Consider the following 23393-nt stretch of genomic DNA (forward strand, 5'->3'; position numbering starts at 1 on the left):
CCGCGGGCGCCCTACTTTTTACTGCGAGCCAAAATGTCAATCAGTGCGCTGTCCAAACTAGCGAACCGAAAGTCGAAGCCGGCATCTAGCAATTTATTGGGGGTAACGCGTTGCCCCTCCAAGAGGAGTTCATCCGCCATTTCACCCAACAGCAAACGCGCTATCGAGGCGGGAAGCCCAAAGCTGAACATGGTTGGCTTTCTCGCACTCAGTACGCGGGCAAATTCTCGGTGAGTGATCGGTCTGGGTGCCACCACGTTGTAAGCACCCTGAACCGATGGATCGGCACACAGGAAAAGAATTGCGCGCACCACATCGGCCCGGTGGACCCAGCTGAGCCACTGATCGCCATCGCCCATCCACGTACCAACACCCAATTTGAAAGACCGCATCATTTCTTGGAGGGCACCCCCATTGCGGTCAAAAACGACGCCCAAGCGCAGGGTCACGACGCGAGTGTCAGTACCTTCCAAGACACTGGCAGCACTCTCCCAGGCTTGACAAAGTTGGGCAGAAAAACCACTTCCTCCGGGAGACGTTTCGTCAAAAAATTGATCGCGGCTAGAACCGTAAAAGCCTATCGCGCTGCCAGAGATGAGCAGGCTTGGTGGATTCGATTGAGCGCGCATCCATTGGACCAACTGCTCTGTAAAACCGGCACGACTAGCTACCATTTCAGCCTTGTAACCGTCGCTCCAGCGACGCCCAGCTAAAGACGCACCGGCGAGGTTTACCACTATGTCGACGGCCTTTTCTACCGACGCTAAGGATTGCACATACGTCACACCGGCTCGCTGCGGTTGCTGGTGACGCGACAATACCGTGACTGAAAAACCCCGTTTCAAAAACTCAGGAACCAGAGCCGAGCCTATGAATCCCGTACCACCCGTTACCAGCATGTGCATAGCTTCAACTCCAAACCTTTGCTTCTTCACCACTGGCAGCCAAAACACTCAACCAGCGTGGATATAAGACCGTATACGTGTCATGGATAAAATAACGTCACAACTCGCCCAACTTTTTTCGCAGCACCCTCGCTGGCTGGTATTAACTGGCGCCGGCATCAGTGCTGATTCAGGCATACCTACCTATCGGGATAACAAAGGCACTTGGCTACGCAACCGCCCAATCCAGCATCAGGAATTCATTCAGAGTTTTGAAGCCCGACAACGCTACTGGGGGCGATCAATGGTTGGATGGCCTAACATTCGAGACTCGCAAATTAATGCTAATCATCGGGCCGTAGCCGATTTCGAACGCTCTGGCAGAACAACTCTGGTAGTCACCCAGAATGTCGATCGATTACATCAATCTGCTGGCAGTCAGAATGTTGTCGATCTCCACGGACGTCTAGATCGCGTCGTCTGCCTAGACTGCGGGGCCGGCTACGACCGCCAACGGGTTCAAAGCGAGCTAGAAAAACTCAATCCACAGCATCGTGGTTTTGAATTGGCAGCTCGCCCAGATGGTGACGCTGACCTATCGCCAGATCAGGTTACTAACATCACAGTATGGGATTGCGAGGCCTGTAGCGGCATGCTCAAACCCGATGTTGTTTTTTTCGGAGGCACCGTGCCCCGAGAACGTGTCAAACGCTGTCAGGATGCGTTGACCGAGGCTGATGGGCTGTTAGTTATCGGAAGTTCCTTACAAGTGTTTTCGGGCTTCCGCTTTTGCCGGCAGGCGATCGATCAAGGAAAGCCTCTCGTGGTACTTAACGAAGGCAAGACCCGCGCTGACGCCATCGCCACTCTGAAGATTAATGCTGGGGCACTCGGACGCTTTCGCGACATCACCACGTCCCTATCACCACTTACCGAACATTTAGATCACCAAGGAATTAACCATGGCTAATGCTTCACTGTACTGGTTTCGACACGACCTGCGTCTTGCAGACCTACCCGGTTTAATCGCCGCCTCTAAGGCTGGCCAAGTGATCCCGGTATTTATTTGGGATGAGGCATTGGGGGGTGATTGGAAAATGGGGGGCGCTAGTCAGTGGTGGCTGCATTACAGCCTCCAGTCATTAGCCGCAGATTTAAGCGCGGCTGGAAGCCGGCTAATTTTGCGACGTGGTGAAACCGTGCAAGTCCTAGCTGAGCTGCTCGCAGAGACTGGAGCGCAGGATATCTTTGCCAGTCGCCAGTACCAGCCGTGGGCAGCCGATCTTGAACAGAAAGTTCGAGACGTCACCGAATCTTCAGGTGGCCAATTCAAACGATATCCTGGAACGCTGCTATTTGAGCCGGAAAATGTAAGAACTGGTGGTGGGACCCCTTTTAAAGTATTCACTCCGTTTTGGCGCGCCTGTCTAAAGCAGCCAGCTCCGGCCCAACCTCAGCCCACGCCCACGCTGCTTAGCCCAGATACCTGGCCCTGTTCAGACGAACTTGCCTCTTGGCCGTTGTGCCCTAAACAGCCCAATTGGGCAGAAAATTGGGAGGCGCTTTGGCAACCCGGAGAGGCCGGTGCCAGTCACGCTTTGAACACATTTTTAGAGAGCCACGTCGATAGCTATGGCGATGGCAGGGACTTTCCGGCCCAGCCCAACACCTCACGCTTGTCTCCCTTCTTAAAATTCGGCGAAATCTCGCCGCGACAAGTTTGGTGGACAGCTCAGAATGCCAAACAAAGCAGTCCCGACGAGGCCGGCTCGATCGATAAATTCCTCTCAGAAATTGGCTGGCGCGAGTTCTGCAATCATCTTGTGGCACAGTTTCCCGCAATGCCTGACAGAGCTTTTAATCCCAAGTTTGAGTATTTTCCATGGCAGATCCACGCGAGCAATTTAGTGGCTTGGCAACAGGGCAATACCGGCTACCCCATTGTTGATGCGGGGATGCGAGAACTTTGGCAAACGGGGTTCATGCACAATCGTGTGCGCATGGTCGTCGCTTCCTTTCTGACTAAACACCTACTGACCCACTGGCGTGAGGGGGAGCAATGGTTTTGGGACTGCCTGTTAGATGCCGACCTCGCCTCAAATGCCTGTAGCTGGCAGTGGGTTGGCGGTTCGGGAGCCGACGCCTCCCCCTATTTTCGAATTTTCAATCCAATAGCTCAGGGAGAGAAATTCGATAAAGCAGGTGCCTACACACGCCGTTGGGTTCCTGAGCTGGCGGAGATGCCCGATAAGTACCTATACAAACCCTGGGAGGCACCCGAGTTAACGTTACGGGCCGCTGGGGTGGAGCTGGGCACAACCTATCCAAACCCCATTGTTGATCATCGCACCGCCAGGGAAAGTGCGCTCGAGGCTTATGCGACACTGAAAAACGTTAGCGTGGCCTAGTCATTTTTTTCGGCGTCGTCATCAATGATGGCGACCGCCCGGGTCCACCCTGCCGACCCGCCCCTGACCTTGTGGGGGAAACAGCTCACGGTGAACCCATGATGCGGCAACGCCTCTAAATTGTGGAGCTTTTCAAGATGACAGTAGCCCACATCGCGGCCCGCTTTATGTCCCTCCCAAATAATACTGGCATCCTTGTCCGCTGCGTAGCGCTCGGCAGTGTAACTAAATGGAGCATCCCAGCTCCAAGCATCAGTACCCGTCACGCGGATACCCTGATCCAATAAATATAGGGTTGCTTCGTAACCCATACCGCAGCCTTTATTGACATAATCAGGCTGTCCATAGGCTTTACCAGCCGCCGTGTTGATTAAGACAATTTCCAGAGGCTGAAGCGTGTGGTTAATACGCGCGAGCTCCGCTTCCACATCGGCAGCGGTCACCACATAACCATCGTCTTTGTCACGAAAATCGAGTTTTACCCCCGACTGAAAACACCACTCTAAGGGCACCTCATCAATGGTGATTGCACGTTCTGGGTGCCCGTCTTTGCCATTCATCGTACTGTGGTAATGGTAAGGGGCGTCAAGGTGAGTCCCGTTGTGGGTGCAAAGCTGAACAAATTCCACGGCCCAGCCCTCAGAGTCCGGAAGCTCATCACTTTCTAGACCGTCAAAAAATAGCTTTACCTGCTCGGCACCTGCATCGTGTCGGATATACTCGATTTTGGGCTGCATCATAGGGGGGTCACTAATGACATCGTTTTCGAGATATATCGAAAGATCAATAAAGCGTCGCATAACTGAGTCTCGTATAGTTTGGCTCGTACAAGGTTAACTGCTGTTATGCAATTCGGCGAGTAGATTCATGTCTGTTAAAACAGGTCTCATTTTGGCGGGCGGTGGTGCCCGTGCCGCTTATCAGGTCGGTGTGTTGCGCGGCGTCGCTGAGTTGCTGCCGCCGAGCATTCAGCAACCCTTTCCAATTATCACGGGCACATCAGCCGGTGCGATAAATGCCCTCGGGCTTGCTGGGCGCTCTGGGTCATTTCGCAGTAGAACGCGGGCGCTAGCGGCTGTTTGGGCGTCCCTAGACAGCGATGCGGTATATCGAACCGACGCTCGGGGTGTAATAGGCAACGCCTTTCGTATGCTTTGGGCTCTCCTGAGAGGTAACCACGATGGGCAACGGCCTCTAGCGCTACTCGACAACAGCCCTTTACGAAAGCTGCTGAATGATATTATTGAGTTTGAGCGCGTCGACGCGGCCATAGCCAAGGGAGAACTGGAGGGGCTGGGGATTACCGCCATGAACTACACCAATGGCCACTCAACCACTTTTTTTCAAGCTCAAGACCATGTCCAGCCTTGGACCCGCGCTCATCGTCGAAGTGCCCCCTGCAAGTTAAATGTTGATCACCTCATGGCGTCCTCGGCACTACCCACCCTGTTTCCCTCTGTCCGACTCGACCAGCACTTCTTCGGTGATGGTGCACTTCGACAATCGCGACCTTTAAGCCCCGCTATAAGACTAGGAGCCGAACGGCTCTTTATCATCGGCGTTAGTGAAAGCGGTGACGATTTTGAGAGCGACCCCCATCCTGAAATTGCTCCAACCATTCCACAAGTTCTGGGACAGATGCTAAATGCCGTCTTTTTAGATTCAATACAAACAGACCTCGAGTCTCTGCAAAGAATTAACGCGCTAGTTGCGCCTTTGAATCCAAAACAGCTCCAGGCAGCCGAGTTGAGTAATATGCGGGTGATTGACACGCTGGTGATCTCACCCACTCGCTCCCTCAGTGAATTGGCGCGGGAATACATCAACGAGCTGCCACGGTCGATGCGCTGGTTCCTACAAAAAACCGGATCAATAAAAACCACAGGTTCAGGAGGGGCTCTGTCCTATATTTTATTTGAGCCCGGATACTGCCAGCGGCTCATGCAATTGGGTTACGACGATACGATGGCTCAGGCCGGGGCTGTTCGGGCTTTTTTTAACGTCGCCGCCCCTGGGACAGAGCAGAACAAAAATGTCCCACCACAACATCGAGGCGTTACCACTGGGCACAGTAGCCTGACCAAACGGTGGCTGCATCTGATTGGCAGAAGGCGCACAAACGTTTAGAGTCACGTCTCCAAAAAAGCCTTTCTGGGACAACCAATGCGCTCAATTCTTGCGGTTCTTTTGTCAGTCTTTACAGCGACGGTCTCTGCTACGCCCTTCCCCTCGACCTATCAGCCTTTACCCTCGTCTCCGACGCTAATTACCAACGCGACCATTTTGACCGGGGATGGTCGGCGACTTGACGAGGCCGATATGTATATCTCGGATGGAAAAGTTGTTTGGGTGGGTGAAGGCACGGCACCAAGCGAAGGCGTTAATACGATTGATGCATCTGGCAAATGGTTAACCCCGGGCATTATTGATGTGCATTCACATCTGGGCGTTTACCCTAGCCCGGGGGTTTCTGCCCATTCAGACGGCAATGAGGCTACCGCCCCCGTCACTGCTGAGGTATGGGCAGAGCACAGCGTGTGGCCACAAGACCCAGGGTTTTCTAGAGCTATCGCGGGCGGCATTACCACGCTGCAAATATTACCAGGGTCTGCAAATCTATTTGGCGGCCGCAGCGTGACGCTAAAAAATATTCCCAAAAATACCTACCAAGCGATGAAGTTTCCCGGTGCCCCTTATGGCTTGAAAATGGCCTGCGGTGAAAATCCCAAACGTGTGTATGGCGGTAGAAAGCAAGCCCCATCTACTCGTATGGGTAATGTCGCGGCCTACCGTGCCTCATGGATTCGTGCCCAGCGTTATATTCGAGACTGGGAGCAATATGATCAAAAGATGGCGAAACAATCAGCCAATGTTGAGGACAGCAGCGACAGCAACAGCGCCCTCGCCGCAGCACTTATCAAGCCCCCAAAGCGCGACCTAGAACTTGAAACTCTTGCGGGCGTATTGAAAGGTGAAATTCTTGTTCATATGCATTGTTACCGAGCCGACGAAATGATGACTATCCTCGATATGGCTGACGAATTTGGCTACCAGTTGGGTACTTTTCACCATGGTGTCGAGGCTTACAAAATTGCGGATGAGCTCGCCAAAAACGACGTTTGCGGCGCACTGTGGGCAGATTGGTGGGGCTTTAAAATGGAAGCCTACGACGGTATTCAGGAGAATATCGCCATGGTTGATAGACCCGAGAATAGCTGCGCTATCGTTCACTCAGATTCTGATGAAGGCATACAGCGACTTAATCAGGAGGCCGCTAAAGCCATGAGCAAAGGACAGGCTGCGGGCTTGGACATTCCGCCCGAGAGGGCCATACGCTGGATAACCTCAAATGCGGCGAAATCTTTAGGCATCGCAGAACAAACGGGCACCCTAACTCCGGGGAAGATGGCCGATGTCGTAATCTGGAATCAAAACCCCTTTAGTGTGTATGCAAAAGCCCAACAGGTGTTTATTGACGGCGCCATGGTTTTCGATCGAGACAACTCTGCCCTGCAGCCCGTGTCCGACTTTGAACTGGGCCAACTTTTGGAGGCAGCACAATGAAGCTTGGGTTTATTACAGTACTACTGACTTTTTCGTGCTCGATCGCCCTCGCACAGGACCTGCTCATTATGGGCGCGAACCTGCACACACAAAGTGATGCGGGGGTCATCGAAAACACCGACATTTTGATCAAAGATGGTCGCATCGCAAAAATTGCACCTAGAATTCCCACCAACAAAATGATCAAAGTCATCAATGCCAACGGTCGTCCCGTCACGCCCGCTCTGTTCGCTGGTGTTACCGTATCCGGACTCAGTGAAGTAGAGGCTGTTAGTGAAGCGGTAGACAGCAGCTACCGCGAACTTTACACCGAGTTAATGCACCCTGAGTTTGACGTTCGTATAGCCTATAACCCGCACTCAAGCGTCATACCGATCACTCGGGTTGAAGGTTTCGGCTTCGCTTTATTGGCGGCTCGAGGCGGCGACAAGACCCTCAGCGGCCATGGCGGACTTGTTCGATTTGATGGCGGTTACGACAGTTTCGAGGGCAAGCCCGTCGTTTACGTTCAAACCTCTGGCAGGTCAGCAGCCTCTGTGGGGGGCTCCAGAGTCGCGCATTGGATGTTGCTCAACCAGACTTTTGCTGAAGCCATGACAGACGAGGATCTGACGCTCATCACTCCCCAAGGCGCGGCCCTGCTAAAGAGCGCCAGTGACGATGGGCTTTTTCTGTTTCATGCCGACCGCGCCGCCGACATTATGCGAGTGCTCGCATTTGCTGCCGAGCATGAGCTATCCCCTGTCATACATGGCGGGAGCGAAGCGTGGATGGTCGCGAAATCTCTCGCAGACGCAGGTGTCCCGGTTATTTTGAACCCCCTCGAAAATCTACCAGCAAGTTTTGAGTCTCTGGGCGCTCGACTCGATAACGCCGCCATTTTGCACAAGGCTGGGGTGCCGATTATCTTCAGCAGTGGTGAGACTCATAACGCGCGTAAGGTACGTCAGTTAGCCGGTAACGCTGCGGCTAACGGACTCCCCCACAGTGCGGCTCTCGCCGCGATCAGCTCTACACCTGCAGAGGTTTTCGGGGCAGAGCCGCGAAGTGCATCGGAAGGGGCTCGAGCAGATCTGGTCATATGGAGCGGAGACCCTCTCGAAGTCACTACGCAAGCACAGCAAGTCATCCTTGGCGGTATACCCGACACAATGGTGAGCCGGCAGACCTTACTGCGAGACCGCTACCTTGATACTGACAGCGCGATGCCTCGAGCCTACATCAACCCTTGAGGATGTAATGTCTTGGGGGCAACAAATGGTAAAGAGCACAACGCCTTGAAATTGGGGCGTGCTGGGCCCCGCACCCTGCGACCAGACCCTCAAGTGTCATAGCTGTTAGCAGCGTGTTCTTAAGGACGCGGCCCCAAGGGCTGCGATTCGTTCCTACCGCTGCAACGCCTCGATAAGCGCCGTGGTAGAAAAGCCCTCCACGAAACTCAAGACCTCTACGCGTCCGCCATTGGCCAACACGGCATCGGCACCGGCAATCTCTTCAGGGCGATAGTCACCGCCCTTAACCAAAACGTTTGGGGCAATTGCAGCAATTAATTCGGCGGGGGTGTCACTCGAAAAGGAAACTACCCAGTCGACACACCTTAGTGCTGCCAGCATCTCCATCCGTGCATCGAGAGGGTTAATTGGGCGAGCGGGTCCTTTGAGAGCCGCAACTGAAGCATCGTCATTAACCGCCACAATCAGTCGATGCCCCAGAGCCCGGGCACGGCTTAAATAATCGACATGACCTTTGTGAAGTATGTCGAAGCAGCCATTGGTCATAATGATTTTTTCGCCTGAGGCTTTGGCGGCGGCGACCTTGGACAGCAAATCCTCCTCCGTAAACACCCGGTCCTTGGATATAAAGGGCGATGGCACATTTGCCGATAAGCCCGCGGTCAGCTCGTCACGGGTAACCGTCGCAGTACCCAGCTTGGCAACCACCAAACCCGCTGCCACGTTAGCCAGCCGCGTACTATTTTCCAGGCTTTCTCCCGCCGACAGCGCCGCCGCGAGAACAGCGATCACCGTATCGCCTGCCCCCGTGACGTCAAAAACCTCTCTAGCCTTGGCGGGCAAATGCAGCGGCGGATGCTCCCGCTGTAACAAGGTCATGCCGCGCTCGCTACGAGTGATTAACAGCGCCTCTAACATTAAATCGTCGAGAAGCTCTGTACCGCGATCAATGATTTCCGTTTCAGTGTCACAGCGCCCGACAACGGCCTCAAACTCGGCCAAATTCGGTGTCAATAGCGTTGCACCGCGGTAACGGGTGAGATCCTTGCCCTTCGGATCAATGAGGATCCGCTTGCCCTGTGATTTCGCTTGCTCAATTAAATCCTGAACCTGCGTCAAAGTCCCCTTGGCGTAGTCACTAAAAATCACGGTGTCGACCGCATCAAGCTGCGCTTTTACAAACCCACTAAAAATGTCATCGGCATAAGGCGCCATCGTAGATTCAAAATCCATGCGCAACAGCTGTTGATTACGACTCATGACACGCAACTTAACAATAGTTTCTGGGGCTGATGGGCAGACCGCCCACGTTACTCCTGCAGCCTCAATCACTTTACGGAGCAGGCCTGCTGCCTCATCGTCACCGCATAGGCCGCTCAGCGTCGCTTGACCACCCAATGCGGCGATATTAACGGCAACATTGCCCGCCCCACCCGCTCGACAGGCATTATCGTTTACCCGTACCACAGGCACTGGCGCTTCCGGGCTTACGCGATCGGTGCCACCGCTCCAAAAACGGTCGAGCATTACATCGCCCACTACCAAGATTGAGCTCGTATCGAACAGAGGACAAAGTGACATAGCGAGACTAACCCTGGCCAACCAACAAACCGCGATTGTAACCCGGGCGGGGCGCCGATTTCGCGTATCGCCGCCCATTCTTCATCAATCGTTTAATAGCCAGCACCGTTTTATTGCTCAGCGAGCGCTGTTAAATATTTCACCACCTCGGGCAGATCAGTGACCGAAGTTACCCCGTCACCCTCTATCTCGCCTTCAGAAGCGACTTGAAACAAATGGCCGATACCCGCACGCCGCCCAGCTTCGATATCTGAGGATTTATCACCTACAAGAGCGCAGGCTTCGACCTCTAGCTGCCAATCGTCCACACCGCGTAACACCATACCCGGCTGGGGTTTACGACAGTCACAGTGTTTTTTGAAGCCCCCTTGGGCCTCCGTCGGATGATGGGGACAGTGATAAATCGCGGTGAGCTGGATATCGTGACCTGCCAAGAAATCGATTAATTGCGTACTCAAAGCGGCAAAGTCACCCTCGGTATAAAAGCCACGACCAATACCAGACTGGTTAGTCACTATAATTAGCCGATAGCCCAGCGCCTGCATATCGGCTAACGCCGTGACAACGCCCGGAAGCAATTCGAATTCGGACCATTGTGAGACATAGCCTCGGTCACTATTGATCACACCATCACGGTCGAGAAAAACCGCTTTTTGGTTTGTCGCCGAAGTCATCGTGCTAAGCCAACTCGAGGCCTTGCTCAATGCCGTCGCACAATAAGTGACCCACAACAATGTGGCACTCTTGGATATGTGCGGTGACCTCTGAGGGCACCACCAAGGCAAGATCTGCTAATGAGTTCAAAACACCCCCAGATTTACCCGTCAACGCCAGCGTATGCATGCCGAGAGTTGTCGCGGTTTGAGTTGCCTCATTCACACTCGCTGAGTTACCGGACGTGGAAATACTAAGCAGCACATCGCCGGCACGACCCAAGCCCTCTACTTGACGCGAGAACACCGCGTCATAGCCGTAGTCGTTAGCGATCGCTGTCAGGGCTGATGAATCTGTAGTCAACGCTATAGCTGGCAGTGCACGGCGATCGTCCACAAAACGTCCTATGAGCTCTGCAGCGATGTGCTGGGCGTCGGCGGCGGACCCCCCGTTCCCACAGATCAGGATTTTACTGCCCTCGCGCAAACGCTGGGTACAGAGCTGAATCATGGCGGTCATCGTGTCCAGCTCAGCTGATAATGCCGCAATGACAGCCGTGTGCTCGGTAAGGTAGTTTTTTATTCTTTGGCTCAATATCACCTCAACTTCAGTTTTTCAGTGCTGTACGGGCAAGGGTAACATCTATAGAAATTGCTGATGCTTTAGCACTGAGCCTCATCATACCAGTGAGACCTTGTGGATGCAGAGGCACAGAGGCCGCCCTTTCAAGACCGCAGCGCCCTTGTCTGAACGCTGCCAAAGCCAAGAGCCTGCAGTCTATCGCCGGCGCAACGGCGCTAGGAGAACCGCCCCCGTGGCATGGGGCGATGAACATCGCTGATGCCCGTGCAGTGGTGCCTCAGCAAGACGCCCTAAATCACGCCGGCTCAGTTACTGGTACTTGAGACGACGATAATCCCCGATTTCATCACGAAATCTGGCGTTTCGAGACTGCTAACATCAGAGAAGGGATCTTGACGTACCGCTACTAAGTCAGCAAAAAAATTCGGCGCTATCTGTCCTAGCTCATCTTCCACCCGTAGCAGCATTGCCGCATTAATTGTTGCTGCACGTAACGCTTCCATCACAGGCATGCCTACTTCGACCATGAAGCCAAATTCACGCCCATTCTTACCGTGAGGCGACACACCTGCATCAGTCCCAAAAGCAATCGGCACGCCTTGGCGCCAGGCTTCTGCAAATGTACTCTGAATCTGAGGGCCCACTGCAGCAGCCTTAGGCCGGACAACTGCAGGTAGCTTGCCCTCTTGCTCTGATAGCTCGGCCACCCATTTACCCGCAGATATGGTGGGCACGTACCACGTTTTATGAGCTTTCATCAAATCAATAGCTTCGGCATCCATATACGTCCCGTGTTCTACCGAATGCACCCCGGCCCTAATCGCACGCTTCATGCCTTCTGCGCCATGAGCGTGAACCGCAACAACAAAGTCGTAATCACTAGCCGCCGCAATAACGGCTTCCAACTCTTCGCTGGTGAACTGCGGGTTGTCGCCACTTTTAGCGAGTGACAATACCCCTCCGGTAACCGTTAACTTAACGACATCACTGCCGTCTTTATAACGCTGTCGCACCGCTTTATAGGCATCAGTAGGGCCGTTGATAACGCCCTCCTTTGGCCCAGGGTCCCCTCGCAAGTCTTCACGCAAGCCATTGGTGGGGTCGGCGTGACCACCAGTGGTTGCAATAGACTTTCCCGCGGCAAATATCCTTGGCCCCACTACAATGCCCGCATTGATGGCGTCTCTCAGAGCGAAAAGTGCGTCTTTATCATTGGCCCCAAGGTCACGTACTGTCGTGAATCCAGCCTCGAGGGTTCGACGGGCATAGACTGTCGAGCGCAAAGCAATATCCGCTGAGTTCATGTAGAACCCCTCTGAATAGCTGCCAGGCGGATTTAATTCCTGCCCCAAATGCACATGCATATCCATGAAACCCGGCATCACTGTGGCATCTCTAAGATCGATAACCTCAACATTTTCGTCAGTCGAGTAGCCTGGTGTCACAGCGACAATTCGATCGCCCTCAATTTGAATGGTTTGCTCCGTAAGGACACGGCCGTTCGCAACATCGACTAGCCGCCCGGCATGAATCATTGTGCTGGCATGTGCCCCGGCACTACACAACACGACAACCAGCAACCACAGGTGACGGAGACCAATGGGGTTTATCCCACGTTGCAGTACGCTACGGACGCTCTTGGTGTCCATCGGCTACTGCCCCACCGCTGCGGGCGGCGCTTTATTTATGGGTTGGGTCAATGCTTCTGGAGCTTGTTCGAACCCAATGATGGCCGAATAGCCCGAGCTCTCTTCACGATGCACGACACCTGCAGTGGCATTAATTTTCGTGCCACGCACACAGCTAATAGGCCCTTCCATACCTTCAACAGTCAGCATCAGCTCACCCTTGGTAACATAAACAACGGCATCAAAATCGTGCCAGTGAAAATCATTAGACTCTGCAGGTATGTCGAGTGTCACCGCATGCCAGTTTTTCGCTTCGATTTGCGCGAAGGCTTCTGCCTCATCAGAAAAAGATTCAACGTTGTTCATCGCTATCTCCAAGTTGTCTACGTCATGCTACGCAATCACGTATCGCAGCAACAACAATACCAAGGGTAATTCTCGTCTCTGAAATATTACAACACCCTGCAGCGACGCGAAAACCCAACGCTCAAACCCTTCTCATAGGAATGGGTTTTTTATGCCAAAGCGCTCCGCAAAGAGTCTTCGAGTTGAGCCTGAATATTTTGAACGATCGACTCATCCTCTAAGTAGGGATTCATCACCACCATTCGCACCACCGTGAGGTAATCGGTATCGAGTGATCCACCCCAGCGGGCAACGGTACCAGCGACTAACTGCCCGTAGTTTTCGACGGTCAAGCCGGTGCGGGTTGCCGACAATTCTGTACTTGCACGAAAGTGCGCAATCACAGCTTCCGTTTTCCGATTGGCCTCGCTAACAGCGTCTCCTTCTGCGGCAATCGCAAAACACATAACATTTGTGTCGCTCGAGTCCAGCATGCGGATGTCAGAGGAAACTTTGGAAATCGCTTCGTAAAGCATGCGAGTGATCGATAAACTTTTATTCAAAAACCGACCATGCCCCTGATTATTCAGCGGCATGATCTTTGCGCTCAGCCATACCGCACTGGGCCCTGTGGCTGCTCTTGAGCCTTCTAAGGTCGTAGACCAACTGGGAAACTTTGCGTCAGCAATCTCTTCAAGGTAGGGCGCGTGAATATTGGAAACAAGGTACGCATTGGGGTCGGGGACTAAAAAGGCGCCACAGGCATAGGGCACAAATCCCAGCTTATGGGGATCTAAGGTCAAAGAACTAGCCCTAGGAAAAGCCTGCAAGGCCGCCTCACTCTCGGCCGATAGTGAACTCCCCTCTCCTTTTAAAAGGCTGCAAAAATATCCGCCATAAGCGGCGTCAATGTGATGCCAAATATGAAGGCCACGATGTTCACAAAGATCCTCAAGCAGATCAGCCACTTTATCCACCGGATCAATCATGCCGAGCTCAGTTGTTCCTGCAACCGAAACTACCATCATGACTGGACGCCCTGCTTTTTCTGCTCGATCAATCTGCGCCTTCAGCGCCAGGGGAGAGAGCCTGCCTTTTTCATCAAGATCACAAGACCAAACAGCCTCACGACCTAAACCAAAAATGTTGGCCGCCTTGGGCCAGGAATAATGCTTGTTGCCCGGCACCAACAACACCGGCTCTGGCCATTCTTCTTCAAAGTGTTCCCGCGCGAATCGAGACATTGCAAGAGCGCCCATAACGACACTGCTGAAAGGCAAGAGGTCAGGCTCAGAGAGGCCATGACATTTCATCTGCTCGTGGTAGACAGACCAACCACAATGCGCCCAATCAAACAGCGGAGCATCGCTGTGCCCATTAACTTTTAGCCAAACGCCTAAAGCTAACCAGTGATCTAGCCGGTAGCGCGCGCGCCATACGGCCTCAAAGTTCGCTAGGGTTCCCCCGGAAGTAAAATGACCTCTCGCCGGTTTTGGATCGAGCCCCACCATGTTTGCCAGCAGATTTATGGCTTCAGTCTCAAGGGCAGAACCGACGACCGCAGCCTCTCTTGACGCAAGATTAGCGTTTTCAAACAGCATCGCCATATGGCCCAAAAGAGCCGGGATTGATACGTCTGACACCATGTGCCCTAAGTATCGCGGGCTAAACGTCGGAATTTCCTCCCGTAATAAATCCAGCAACTCCTCTAAGGCGGATAAAACCGTCGCCTGATCGCCATGATGAGTAGTGGTGGATAACGGGTGCCATTCGGAATCAGCGGCAAACCGTTGCGATCTGCGTTGCATCGTCACCGACAATAAGTGATCCCAGAGCGATGAAAAAACCTGACCTTGCTCACCTTTGGGCCCTATAAAGAGTGTCGATTTGCTGCCAGCCGTCATGGCAATCCATGCCTTATTTCTTGATGTTAGAGACTAAACAATACCACTTATGAATGCTCGGTAGGATGCGCAATAAAAGTGCATTTACCGTTGTCTAATATGTTGACTCCAGCGAGAGAATCATCGCAAGACTGGTCGACTTCAACCTCAGTGTCTTATAGCGCAGCCTGCGAAACCATAGCTCATGATTAGCAGTTAGATGCCAGCGCTCAGACAGTAAAAACGATGTCCGCGCCAGGCTATCAAAACGCGACCCTTCGTAAATTAAAGGCTTTCAAACTGAACTTTTTAGGCGTACGTTTGAGCATCTAATAAACTCTAACGAAAGGATTTTTTCATGAAATCAACCACTATAGCTCGCGCTACCGCATTCGCATTGGCTGTGCTTTTGCAGGCTTCCACAGCTTCTGCCGCTGATGCAGCCGGCGAACTGATGGCCGCTTTAAAAACCTGCAAAGCTGATGCCAGCGTAATGAAAGCCGCTGAGGCTATGATCAAAAAAAATAAAGGCATGCCCTCGGATAACGCCGTGGACGACTTTATTGACGACTTAGATAGCGACAAACTGATCGATTGCATTGATGACAATCTCGACTGAGTAAAAACACTCGAATCGGCTGCGCTATTGGGCGCAGCTTAACCGAGCATGATATCGCTAGACTCCAAGCGCGCGTGACCGAATCAGCAAACGCGGCAGGGGCCTTTGCGCCACACTGATGCGCTGCGCAGCCGTTTCAACCGCCTCTAACTTTAATGAAATTTAAGCAACCGGGCTTTGAATCCCGCTTCCTCAAGCTCGTCAACAAACAGCGACTCGAGCGCACCACACCCGCATTTATGCAGCGTAAAACGGCGTACCCGCGACGGTTATGCACGACTGTAGAGTACAATATGGCACATGCCCCACTGGCGTGCTCGAGAGCACTTAGCTATTGCCTTGAAAAAGGATTGTTGTTTCATGAATGTACTTTTAGCGGGGGGTACCGGCCTTGTAGGTCGGGCCTTCACCACACAAGCCAACGAGCACAACATTAGCCTAACGACGGTGGGCCGCCGCGTGACCGGTAGCGCTCCGAATGAGTTGGTTGTTGATTTTGCCGCCCTACCCGCTTTGCCTCCAGCAGAAATCGCCGTGTGCACACTGGGCACGACCATCGCTGATGCGGGTTCCAAGACAGCTTTTAAGGCCATTGATTTCGATGCCGTGCTGGCCTTTGCCAATGCAGCAAAGCAAGCAGGGGCTGAGCATTTTCTGATCGTCACGGCAATCGGAGCCGATGCCAACGCCAGTGCTTTTTATGCACGAATCAAAGGTGCGGTGGAAATCGAGCTGGCTAACTTGGGGTTCGCACGACTGGATATTTTACAGCCCGGCCTCTTATTGGGTGAACGCGAAGTTCGACGACCCGTAGAGCATCTGTTACAGCGGTTAGCGCCGGCAATAGCGCTACTTACCCGAGGGCCCTGGGATCGATACGCCAGCATTTCAGCGGAGCAACTCGCCCGAGCGTTGCTAGCCCTCTGCCACGAAAAATCTCCCGGCGTCTTTTATCATCGAAGTCCGGAACTGCAGCATCTGGGCGATAAAAACTTTTAGACGAGTGCGCCAAAATCGTTTAACGGCGCATGTTGTTACGCCTGCCCGCGTCGTAGCAAACACAGAACTCATCCAAGCCAGCACCGTGCCATCAGAGATTTTTTGTGGATCAGACTATCGCAGTACACAACTCCTAGAACCCTAGCAGCTGGAGAAAGCAATTTTCAAACAGTGGCGCGCCAGTTGAGTATTCAGACGCTCTACAAGGCATAATGAGACAGCGAGTCCACCATCTATTCCTCTCCTAACTGGAGTTTCAATATGCAGCGCAACACCCTGCAATCCATAATGCGCAAACTTTGTCTAACAATAGGTCTATGGTTAACCTTCGGTGCCAATGTCAGCGGCGCTGAAATTGAAGCTCCTCAGGTATTTCTTCGAGGCATTGACTACACCATCACCGTCACAGGGGACGACGCTCAAACTGCGGTGCTCACTACTGAGGCCAATACCTATTACCCACAGCCCGATGGTGACGGCTGGGCCTTCCGAAATGTGCGGTCTGGCGATGGCGACGTTTTAGAACTTACGCTGCGTAGCGACATGCAAACAACCAGCGCGGTGGTACCCGTCATTGCTGCTTGGATCTCCGTGCTGCCCCCGGTATTAGCAATAGTAATAGCGCTTCTGATTCGCAGCGTACTGCCCGCCCTCATGCTGGGACTTTGGTTGGGGGCCTGGGCGTTGCAAGGCATGTCACTTAAAGGCTTGTTCCTTGGACTCTTCACTAGTTTTGAAGTTTACGTTGCCAATGCCGTCGTCAATCGTGACCACGTTACCATTATGCTTTTTACCTTCATGATCGCTGGCATGGTGGGCATCGTGTCTCGCAATGGCGGGATGCGTGGAATTGTCGAATTAATCATTAAAGGCGCAAGCAGTGCCAAAAGAGGCCAACTAGCAGTCTGGTCGCTGGGACTGGTTATTTTCTTCGATGATTACTCCAACACCCTAGTTGTCGGCAACTCGAGTCGCTCTATCACCGATCGTCTTCGGATATCTCGGGAAAAACTCGCCTATATCGTGGACTCAACCGCAGCACCTATTGCAACGATCGCTTTGGTCACCACGTGGATTGGGTATCAGGTTAGCCTTATCGGCGACGCCATCGCAAAAATCGACGGTCTCACCATGAGCGCCTATAGCCTTTTCTTAAACTCTATCCTCTATAGCTTTTATCCGTTTATGGCTATGTTTTTGGTCGTGCTTATCATAACCACCGGGCGGGAATTTGGCCCTATGTTAAAAGCTGAGCGTCGCGCTCGATCAACTGGGGTTACTGCGCCGCCCGTCAAATCAACGGTGGGGGCAGACGACGAAGCCGCCTTGGCTATGAAACCGGGTTTACCACCGAGGGCCATTAACGCCCTACTGCCAGTGGCTGTTATGGCAGGCAGCATTCTCGCTGGTCTCTACATAACCGGTGAAGGCGATACCGTAAGCGATATCGTGGGAACCGCAGATTCCTACAGAGCCCTGATGTGGGCATCATTGTTATCGGCTTTTACCGCAGTGGTTATGAGCAGCGTGCAGCGGCTACTGTCCCTTGAAGAAATTGTCGACGCCTGGATTTCTGGCGCTCGATTTACTTTCGTCGCAATGATCATTTTAGTCCTCGCTTGGTCCATGTCAGAAATCAGCAGCGAGCTTCATACTGCCGACTTTTTAATTGCCAGCCTTGGGGATAATTTGCCCGTCACAATGCTGCCTGCCACGGTTTTTGTGCTGGCCGCCTTTACCGCGTTTTCGACAGGCAGCAGCTGGGGCGCAATGGGTATTTTACTGCCGCTTGTGATGCCCCTAGCCTGGGCTGTCATGAGCGCCAATGGACAAGCTGATCCGGAGCATTACTACCTACTCTACTCATCAGTGTCTGGCGTTCTAGCAGGAGCCGTTTGGGGAGACCACTGCTCACCCATTTCGGACACAACCGTAATGTCCTCGCTGTCAGCGGGGTGCGATCATATCGAGCACGTGCGCACTCAACTACCCTATGCGCTGCTAGCGGGCGGAGCGGCTTTGCTCGTGGGCACCGTACCTACCAGTTTTGGGGTGCCCTGGTGGGTCGGAATGCTCGCTGCGGCGGGAGTAACTGCGATTAGCCTGCGTGTTTTAGGGGAAAAGGTAGAAAACTATCACGCTGATTAGTGGCGGTTTTCTGGAGCGTTAAATCTACCCAGAGACCAACGCTTAAGCCGCACTAAAATTTTAGGTCTCAAGGCGCTCAGGCATCACGCGCACACGAATACCGAAGTACGAACAGAGGCAAAAGACCGGGGCTGAGGGCGATACTACAACCTGGTGGGAGGACCATGGGCATAAGGCACTAGGTTTGATCCAGGTCACCGGTCGATGGACCGTCCCACGAACCCTGCGTAAAGGCTCCTCTAGGGCACGCAAAATTATAATGTTGTTTATAATTAAGGGCTCTTATACTCCGACCTTAAAGCTGTAATGGCACAAGTAGGCACCGTTATTACTATGAACACTTGGACCTTCAAATCTGCAAAGGGCGCGCGCTGGCATACCGGCGCCCTACTCTATGCGTTAACGGCTTATGTCGCCGGCTGGTGGTTATTATTTGAGGGCGGCGGGATCGGGTTTTTACCCGGGGTATTGCTGCTGGGCCACGGCATGATTATCGCCGCTTACTTCATTCATGAGTGCGCCCACAATACGGTTTTCACCACCAATAAACACAATGGACAGCTGGCCAATATCTTAGGTTGGATTTGTGGGTCCTGTTACGGCACCTTCAAAGATATTCGAACAAAGCACCTAAGACACCACGTCGAAAACGACGATGTGATGTGGTTCGATTACGAAGATTTTTTTCGACGACACCCCCGGGTTTATAAGCTCACCACCTTTTTAGAATGGTTCTATATTCCTGCTCACGACATTCTTATGCACAGCATTATGGTATTTACCGCATTTATCATTCCAGAGCGGCGCAACCAACTGTCGCGCAATGTCACGGTCATTTGTATCCGTGGCGCGCTGTTAGCCGCGGTGGCCACTCTCAACCCCTTTGCGCTCTTAGGCTACATGATTGCCTATATGATCATGATTATTGTGTTGCGGTTTGTGGACGGACTCGAACACGACTACCCCTACAACACCAACCTGTTCGGCGGCCCCATTTCAGAGCACAAGGGTGACCTCGTTTGGGAGCAGGCGCACACCTTTAGCCCCATCTTGTCCTGGCGCTACGAATGCGTGAACTGGCTGATATTGAACTTTGGCTATCACAACGCTCACCACGCTAAACCCACCGCGCCTTGGTATGAGCTGCCCACACTCCATCGCGAGTTGTTTGGCGAGGATCCACAAACCGTTATACGGCTCTGGCCACAGCTTGTGATGTACCACCGATACCGCACCTACCGAATTTTTCACGATGCGCCGGGCATTCGTTCGGTAAGCGGGCCCGCTTTCCTCAAAGCAGCCCAATCAGCGCAGCTAACAGGTGGCAATGCGGCCTCCTTTTTAACGGCGTTTTAAACCGTGCCTCAGCAGCTTGAAATTTACCAATCACTCTGGGCAATGGAGCAACGGATTCCAGGTCAAGCGGAGCTCCCAACTAGCACCCACCTGAAGACAATTGCAGATGCCGGTTATCACGGCGCCTGTGTCGACCCCAACGTCGCCGAAATTCCCGAAAGTTTGGCGCTAGCGCCGTATTTTGAAGACCTTGGGCTCAAATGCATGGTTAACGCCTTCCCCCACAGTGAAGACAGCCTAGAACCCCTTCTCGACATGGCCGCTACCCTCAAGGCCACACAGGTCAATATAATAGCTCAGGTCATGCCGCGCTCTCCCGAAGCTGCCGTGCCCATTGTCGAGGGGTGGCTGGACTTAGCAAAGCAATACCCGTTTCCAGTGCTCATGGAGACTCACCGGAACAGCACACTGAATGATTTGTTCTATACCCTGGACGTTCTCGAAAAAGTCCCACATTTGCGTTTGTGCGCTGACCTATCGCATTTCGTTGTTGACCGCGAGTTATCACTGCCTTTAAGCGCCGTTGATGCGCAATATTTTGATGACATTATCCAGCGTTCAGACTCTTTTCAGGGCAGAATCTCCAGTAACCAGCAAGTTCAAATTGCGATCGAATTCGAGCAGCATGCCCCTTGGGTCGCGCAATATTTAAAGTGGTGGGAAGACGGTTTCCGCGCTTGGTCTGAACGCAGTGACTCCAATGACACGATGCGATTTCTTGTAGAGCTGGGCCCACCACCCTATGCCATTACCAACGAGCACCAGCGCGAGCTGTCTGACCGATGGTCTGAGGGTTTGCTGATAAGGCAGTGGGTTCAATCCTTATGGCAAAAAGCCACCTCGAAGTAGCGCTCGAGTCATCTCTCAAGCCCTGGGCACCTGTGACCGACTCGTGACCGAGCGCCTCTGCCTAGCACTGCTGGCGCAAGGGAGCCTTGGCAGTGTCGTAGGGGGTTACAAGCTGCTTGATTCGCTGTTATCCCACAGACATCTTTAGCATTTAATACGCGTCATACCGGGATCGAACAGAGGACGCAAAGAGGCATCTGCTGCATACAACGTTCCCGCAATATCGATCTCCCAGCGGTCCTCAAGAACGTGCTGGGGTGTTATCGGCGAGGCGGATTCAATAAACCCCAAACCGACAGCGGCCCCAAGACTAAACCCATAAGCCCCGGCCCGCATATAACCCGCCACCTCACCATTGCGATAGATCGTTTCTGCATGATGCAGTAAGGGCTCTGGGTCTCTCAGTTTAAATTGCAGCAGCCGCCGGGTCGGCGTGCCCGCCAACTTCAGCTCTGCGAGGGCATCTCGCCCAATAAATCCGTCGGCTTTATCAAGCTTTACAGCAAAGCCCAAACCGGCCTCCAAGGGAGTGTCCATGTTATCGATATCATGACCGTAATCACGATAGCCTTTTTCCAACCTTAGGCTATTGAGCGCCTGCAAGCCCGCATGCCGCAGGCCGTGATGACGCCCCTCATCTACAATTCGGTCATAAACTTGCACCGCATGCTCAGTCGGTATGTAAAGCTCCCACCCCAGCTCACCGACATAAGTGACGCGTATGGCCCAGACAAGGGCGTACCCGATATCAATCTGATGTGCGTGTAAATACGGAAAAGCTTGGTCACTGACATCGGTTGTCGTCATTGCCGAAAGAAGGGCTCGTGCCTTTGGACCGTGAATGTTTATTTGTGCATACGACGAGGTCACATCCGTGACAAACACGTGCTGTTCGTCAGAAATGTTTCGCTGTAACCACATACCAACGTGACCGTGAGCTGTATCTGAGCAAATCACCATAAAGCGACCAGCTGTCAGGCGGGTTACCGTGAGATCAGCCTCAATTCCCCCTGCACTATTAGCCCATTGGGTATACACAATACGCCCCGGAGGCACGGCAATGTCATTGCAGCACAACCGGTTTAAAGCGCGCTCTGCATCGCGACCCTGAACGAGAAATTTGCCCATAAAGGACATATCCATTAGAGCCACAGTTTCACGGCAAGCGCGATGCTCAGCTTCATGATAAGAAAACCAATTCTGGCGACCCCAGCTATAGCGCTCAACCTCTGCGGCTTGATCATTGGGGGCATACCAATCCGCGATCTCCCAGGAAGAGCTCTCAATGAAATGCGCTCCAGACTGCTGCAATCGCTCGTGCAATACGGAACGCTTAACGCCTCTCGCGGTTGTCATGCCCAAATTGGGATAATGGGGTTCGTACATCTTACCCAGCACTTCAACGAGTCGGTCACCGAGATACTGTTGATTTGCCTGGCAATCATGAAAGCGGTTGACGTTGATTCCCGTGACGTCGACATCGGGTTGTCCATTCACTATCCAGTGGGCCAAAATGCGGCCAACGCCACCACCCGAGAGTATCCCCAGAGAATTCATTCCGCAGGCGACAAAATAATTGGCCAACTCTGGAGCCTCACCAACTAGAGGTGCAAGGTCTGGGGTGAAACTTTCAGGACCGCAAAAAAACTTGCGAATACCCAAATCTTTAGCATCGGGTACACGCTCGTAAGCGCGCTCCAAAAACGGAATCATCCGCTCCCAATCGGGCTCTATCTCCCCAAAAGAAAATTCATCAGGAATACCCTCTAAATTCCATGGCGCTGCCTGCGGTTCAAACAAACCAATCATCATGCCGCCCACCTCCTCACGAAAGTAAGCGTAGCGATCGGGGTCCTCCAGCACCGGAGTCTTTGGCGTCATGGCCGGCATATTCTCAGTGATGAGGTAATAATGCTCTGCCGCCTGCAAGGGCAGACTCACCCCTGCCAATTTACCAAACTGCCGTGCCCACATGCCGGCACAGTTCACGACATACTGGGTTTCTACGGTACCGTGATCAGTAACAACAGCGGTAACCTTGCCTTCAGTATGCAGCACGTCGGTCACACAAACGCCTTCGATAAGGCTTCCGCCCCTCTGCCGAAAACCCTTGGCCAAGGACATGGTCACATCCACTGGGTTCGCACGACCGTCTTCTGCCGTGTAAAACGCGCCGATAACGTCATCCCAGCGCGCATTTGGCCAATGGCCCTGCGCCTCCTCTAGGCTGATCTCATTACAGTCAATGCCGAAATTACGCATAAACGCAGCACTACGGCGCATCTCTTCCAGCCGCTCGGTGTCACAGGCAACCTGCAGGTAACCTATCGATTTAAAGCCCGTAGAGAGCCCGGTCTCTTGCTCTAATGTTGCGTAGAGGTTACGGCTATAAGTAAAAATATCGGCGCTGGTTTCGTCGTTTAGAAGTCCTGACACGATAAGACCCGCCGCATGCCACGTTGTACCGCTAGTCAGCTGTGCCTTTTCGAGGAGCAGTACATCAGACCAGCCCAGCTTAGTAAGGTGGTAAGCAACGCTACAACCGATAACGCCGCCACCGACCACCACGACTTTTGCCTTTGAGGGTAAATTTTGTGACATGGCTATTTTCCGTAGCAGCAGAAATCATGGCGCCCTTTGAGCGGCTGACATCGATGACAT

At 53.0% G+C, this 23393-nt stretch carries 19 protein-coding genes; 10 read left to right on the forward strand and 9 right to left on the reverse strand.

Going from position 1 to position 23393, the window contains the following annotated elements:
• Positions 1–11: 11 nt before the first annotated feature.
• A complete protein-coding gene (locus tag ACMAZB_RS08430; protein WP_435210934.1) occupies positions 12–905 on the reverse strand; it encodes a TIGR01777 family oxidoreductase in 894 nt (297 codons plus the stop codon).
• A gap of 82 nt (positions 906–987) precedes the next feature.
• On the opposite strand from ACMAZB_RS08430, the gene ACMAZB_RS08435 reads away from it, so the two are divergent.
• A complete protein-coding gene (locus ACMAZB_RS08435) occupies positions 988–1854 on the forward strand; it encodes an NAD-dependent protein deacetylase (protein ID WP_435216491.1) in 867 nt (288 codons plus the stop codon).
• Positions 1847–3292, forward strand: coding sequence for a cryptochrome/photolyase family protein (locus tag ACMAZB_RS08440; RefSeq protein WP_435216493.1), 1446 nt, complete (start codon positions 1847–1849; stop codon positions 3290–3292). The genes ACMAZB_RS08435 and ACMAZB_RS08440 overlap by 8 nt, the downstream gene beginning before the upstream one ends.
• Here the strand turns inward: ACMAZB_RS08440 and ACMAZB_RS08445 are convergent.
• Positions 3289–4092, reverse strand: coding sequence for a cyclase family protein (locus ACMAZB_RS08445; RefSeq protein WP_435216494.1), 804 nt, complete (start codon positions 4090–4092; stop codon positions 3289–3291). The genes ACMAZB_RS08440 and ACMAZB_RS08445 overlap by 4 nt on opposite strands.
• 67 nt (positions 4093–4159) lie before the next feature.
• Here ACMAZB_RS08445 and ACMAZB_RS08450 point away from each other — a divergent pair, with 67 nt between their 5' ends.
• The 3 genes from ACMAZB_RS08450 to ACMAZB_RS08460 are packed head-to-tail and all read left to right on the forward strand — an operon-like array spanning position 4160 to position 8088.
• On the forward strand, positions 4160–5419 hold the full coding sequence (locus ACMAZB_RS08450; protein ID WP_435210940.1) for a patatin-like phospholipase family protein: 1260 nt from the start codon (positions 4160–4162) through the stop codon (positions 5417–5419).
• A 36-nt stretch (positions 5420–5455) separates the two neighbouring features.
• Positions 5456–6856, forward strand: a complete 1401-nt coding sequence (locus ACMAZB_RS08455) for an amidohydrolase (protein ID WP_435216495.1) — start codon at positions 5456–5458, stop codon at positions 6854–6856.
• Positions 6853–8088 (forward strand): amidohydrolase family protein, encoded by a 1236-nt coding sequence (locus ACMAZB_RS08460; protein ID WP_435216496.1) that lies wholly within the window; start codon positions 6853–6855, stop codon positions 8086–8088. The genes ACMAZB_RS08455 and ACMAZB_RS08460 overlap by 4 nt, the downstream gene beginning before the upstream one ends.
• A 153-nt stretch (positions 8089–8241) precedes the next feature.
• Here the strand turns inward: ACMAZB_RS08460 and hldE are convergent, their stop codons facing one another.
• From hldE to ACMAZB_RS08490, 6 genes are all read right to left on the reverse strand, one after another.
• Complete coding sequence (hldE, locus tag ACMAZB_RS08465; RefSeq protein WP_435216497.1) at positions 8242–9669, reverse strand: bifunctional D-glycero-beta-D-manno-heptose-7-phosphate kinase/D-glycero-beta-D-manno-heptose 1-phosphate adenylyltransferase HldE; 1428 nt, start codon at positions 9667–9669, stop codon at positions 8242–8244.
• A gap of 110 nt (positions 9670–9779) precedes the next feature.
• Entirely contained in the window at positions 9780–10343 is a 564-nt protein-coding gene (locus tag ACMAZB_RS08470) for a D-glycero-alpha-D-manno-heptose-1,7-bisphosphate 7-phosphatase (RefSeq protein ID WP_435210946.1), read from the reverse strand.
• Between the two features lie 4 nt (positions 10344–10347).
• On the reverse strand, positions 10348–10917 hold the full coding sequence (gene gmhA / locus ACMAZB_RS08475) for a D-sedoheptulose 7-phosphate isomerase (protein WP_435216499.1): 570 nt from the start codon (positions 10915–10917) through the stop codon (positions 10348–10350).
• A 293-nt stretch (positions 10918–11210) separates the two neighbouring features.
• Entirely contained in the window at positions 11211–12554 is a 1344-nt protein-coding gene (locus ACMAZB_RS08480) for an amidohydrolase family protein (RefSeq protein WP_435216501.1), read from the reverse strand.
• 3 nt (positions 12555–12557) lie between these two features.
• Positions 12558–12899 carry a hypothetical protein gene (locus tag ACMAZB_RS08485; protein ID WP_435210951.1) on the reverse strand — a complete coding sequence of 114 codons (342 nt, stop codon included), beginning with the start codon at positions 12897–12899 and terminating at the stop codon, positions 12558–12560.
• Between the two features lie 149 nt (positions 12900–13048).
• Positions 13049–14782 carry a pyridoxal phosphate-dependent decarboxylase family protein gene (locus tag ACMAZB_RS08490; protein WP_435216502.1) on the reverse strand — a complete coding sequence of 578 codons (1734 nt, stop codon included), beginning with the start codon at positions 14780–14782 and terminating at the stop codon, positions 13049–13051.
• 337 nt (positions 14783–15119) lie between these two features.
• On the opposite strand from ACMAZB_RS08490, the gene ACMAZB_RS08495 reads away from it, so the two are divergent.
• The 5 genes from ACMAZB_RS08495 to ACMAZB_RS08515 all read left to right on the forward strand — a co-directional run bounded on the left by ACMAZB_RS08495 (position 15120) and on the right by ACMAZB_RS08515 (position 20732).
• A complete protein-coding gene (locus ACMAZB_RS08495) occupies positions 15120–15380 on the forward strand; it encodes a hypothetical protein (protein ID WP_435216504.1) in 261 nt (86 codons plus the stop codon).
• A 360-nt stretch (positions 15381–15740) separates the two neighbouring features.
• A complete protein-coding gene (locus ACMAZB_RS08500) occupies positions 15741–16379 on the forward strand; it encodes an NAD-dependent epimerase/dehydratase family protein (RefSeq protein WP_435216505.1) in 639 nt (212 codons plus the stop codon).
• A gap of 261 nt (positions 16380–16640) precedes the next feature.
• Positions 16641–18527: a Na+/H+ antiporter NhaC family protein gene (locus tag ACMAZB_RS08505; RefSeq protein ID WP_435216507.1), complete on the forward strand. Its 1887-nt coding sequence runs from the start codon at positions 16641–16643 to the stop codon at positions 18525–18527.
• 333 nt (positions 18528–18860) lie between these two features.
• Positions 18861–19883, forward strand: coding sequence for a fatty acid desaturase family protein (locus ACMAZB_RS08510; protein WP_435216509.1), 1023 nt, complete (start codon positions 18861–18863; stop codon positions 19881–19883).
• Positions 19884–19886: 3 nt separating this feature from the next.
• Positions 19887–20732: a sugar phosphate isomerase/epimerase family protein gene (locus tag ACMAZB_RS08515; RefSeq protein ID WP_435216510.1), complete on the forward strand. Its 846-nt coding sequence runs from the start codon at positions 19887–19889 to the stop codon at positions 20730–20732.
• A 144-nt stretch (positions 20733–20876) separates the two neighbouring features.
• Here the strand turns inward: ACMAZB_RS08515 and ACMAZB_RS08520 are convergent, their stop codons facing one another.
• Positions 20877–23333 (reverse strand): GcvT family protein, encoded by a 2457-nt coding sequence (locus tag ACMAZB_RS08520; protein WP_435216511.1) that lies wholly within the window; start codon positions 23331–23333, stop codon positions 20877–20879.
• Positions 23334–23393 lie beyond the last annotated feature (60 nt).

Source organism: Luminiphilus sp. nBUS_07, from assembly GCF_051201685.1.
Taxonomy (GTDB): domain Bacteria; phylum Pseudomonadota; class Gammaproteobacteria; order Pseudomonadales; family Halieaceae; genus Luminiphilus.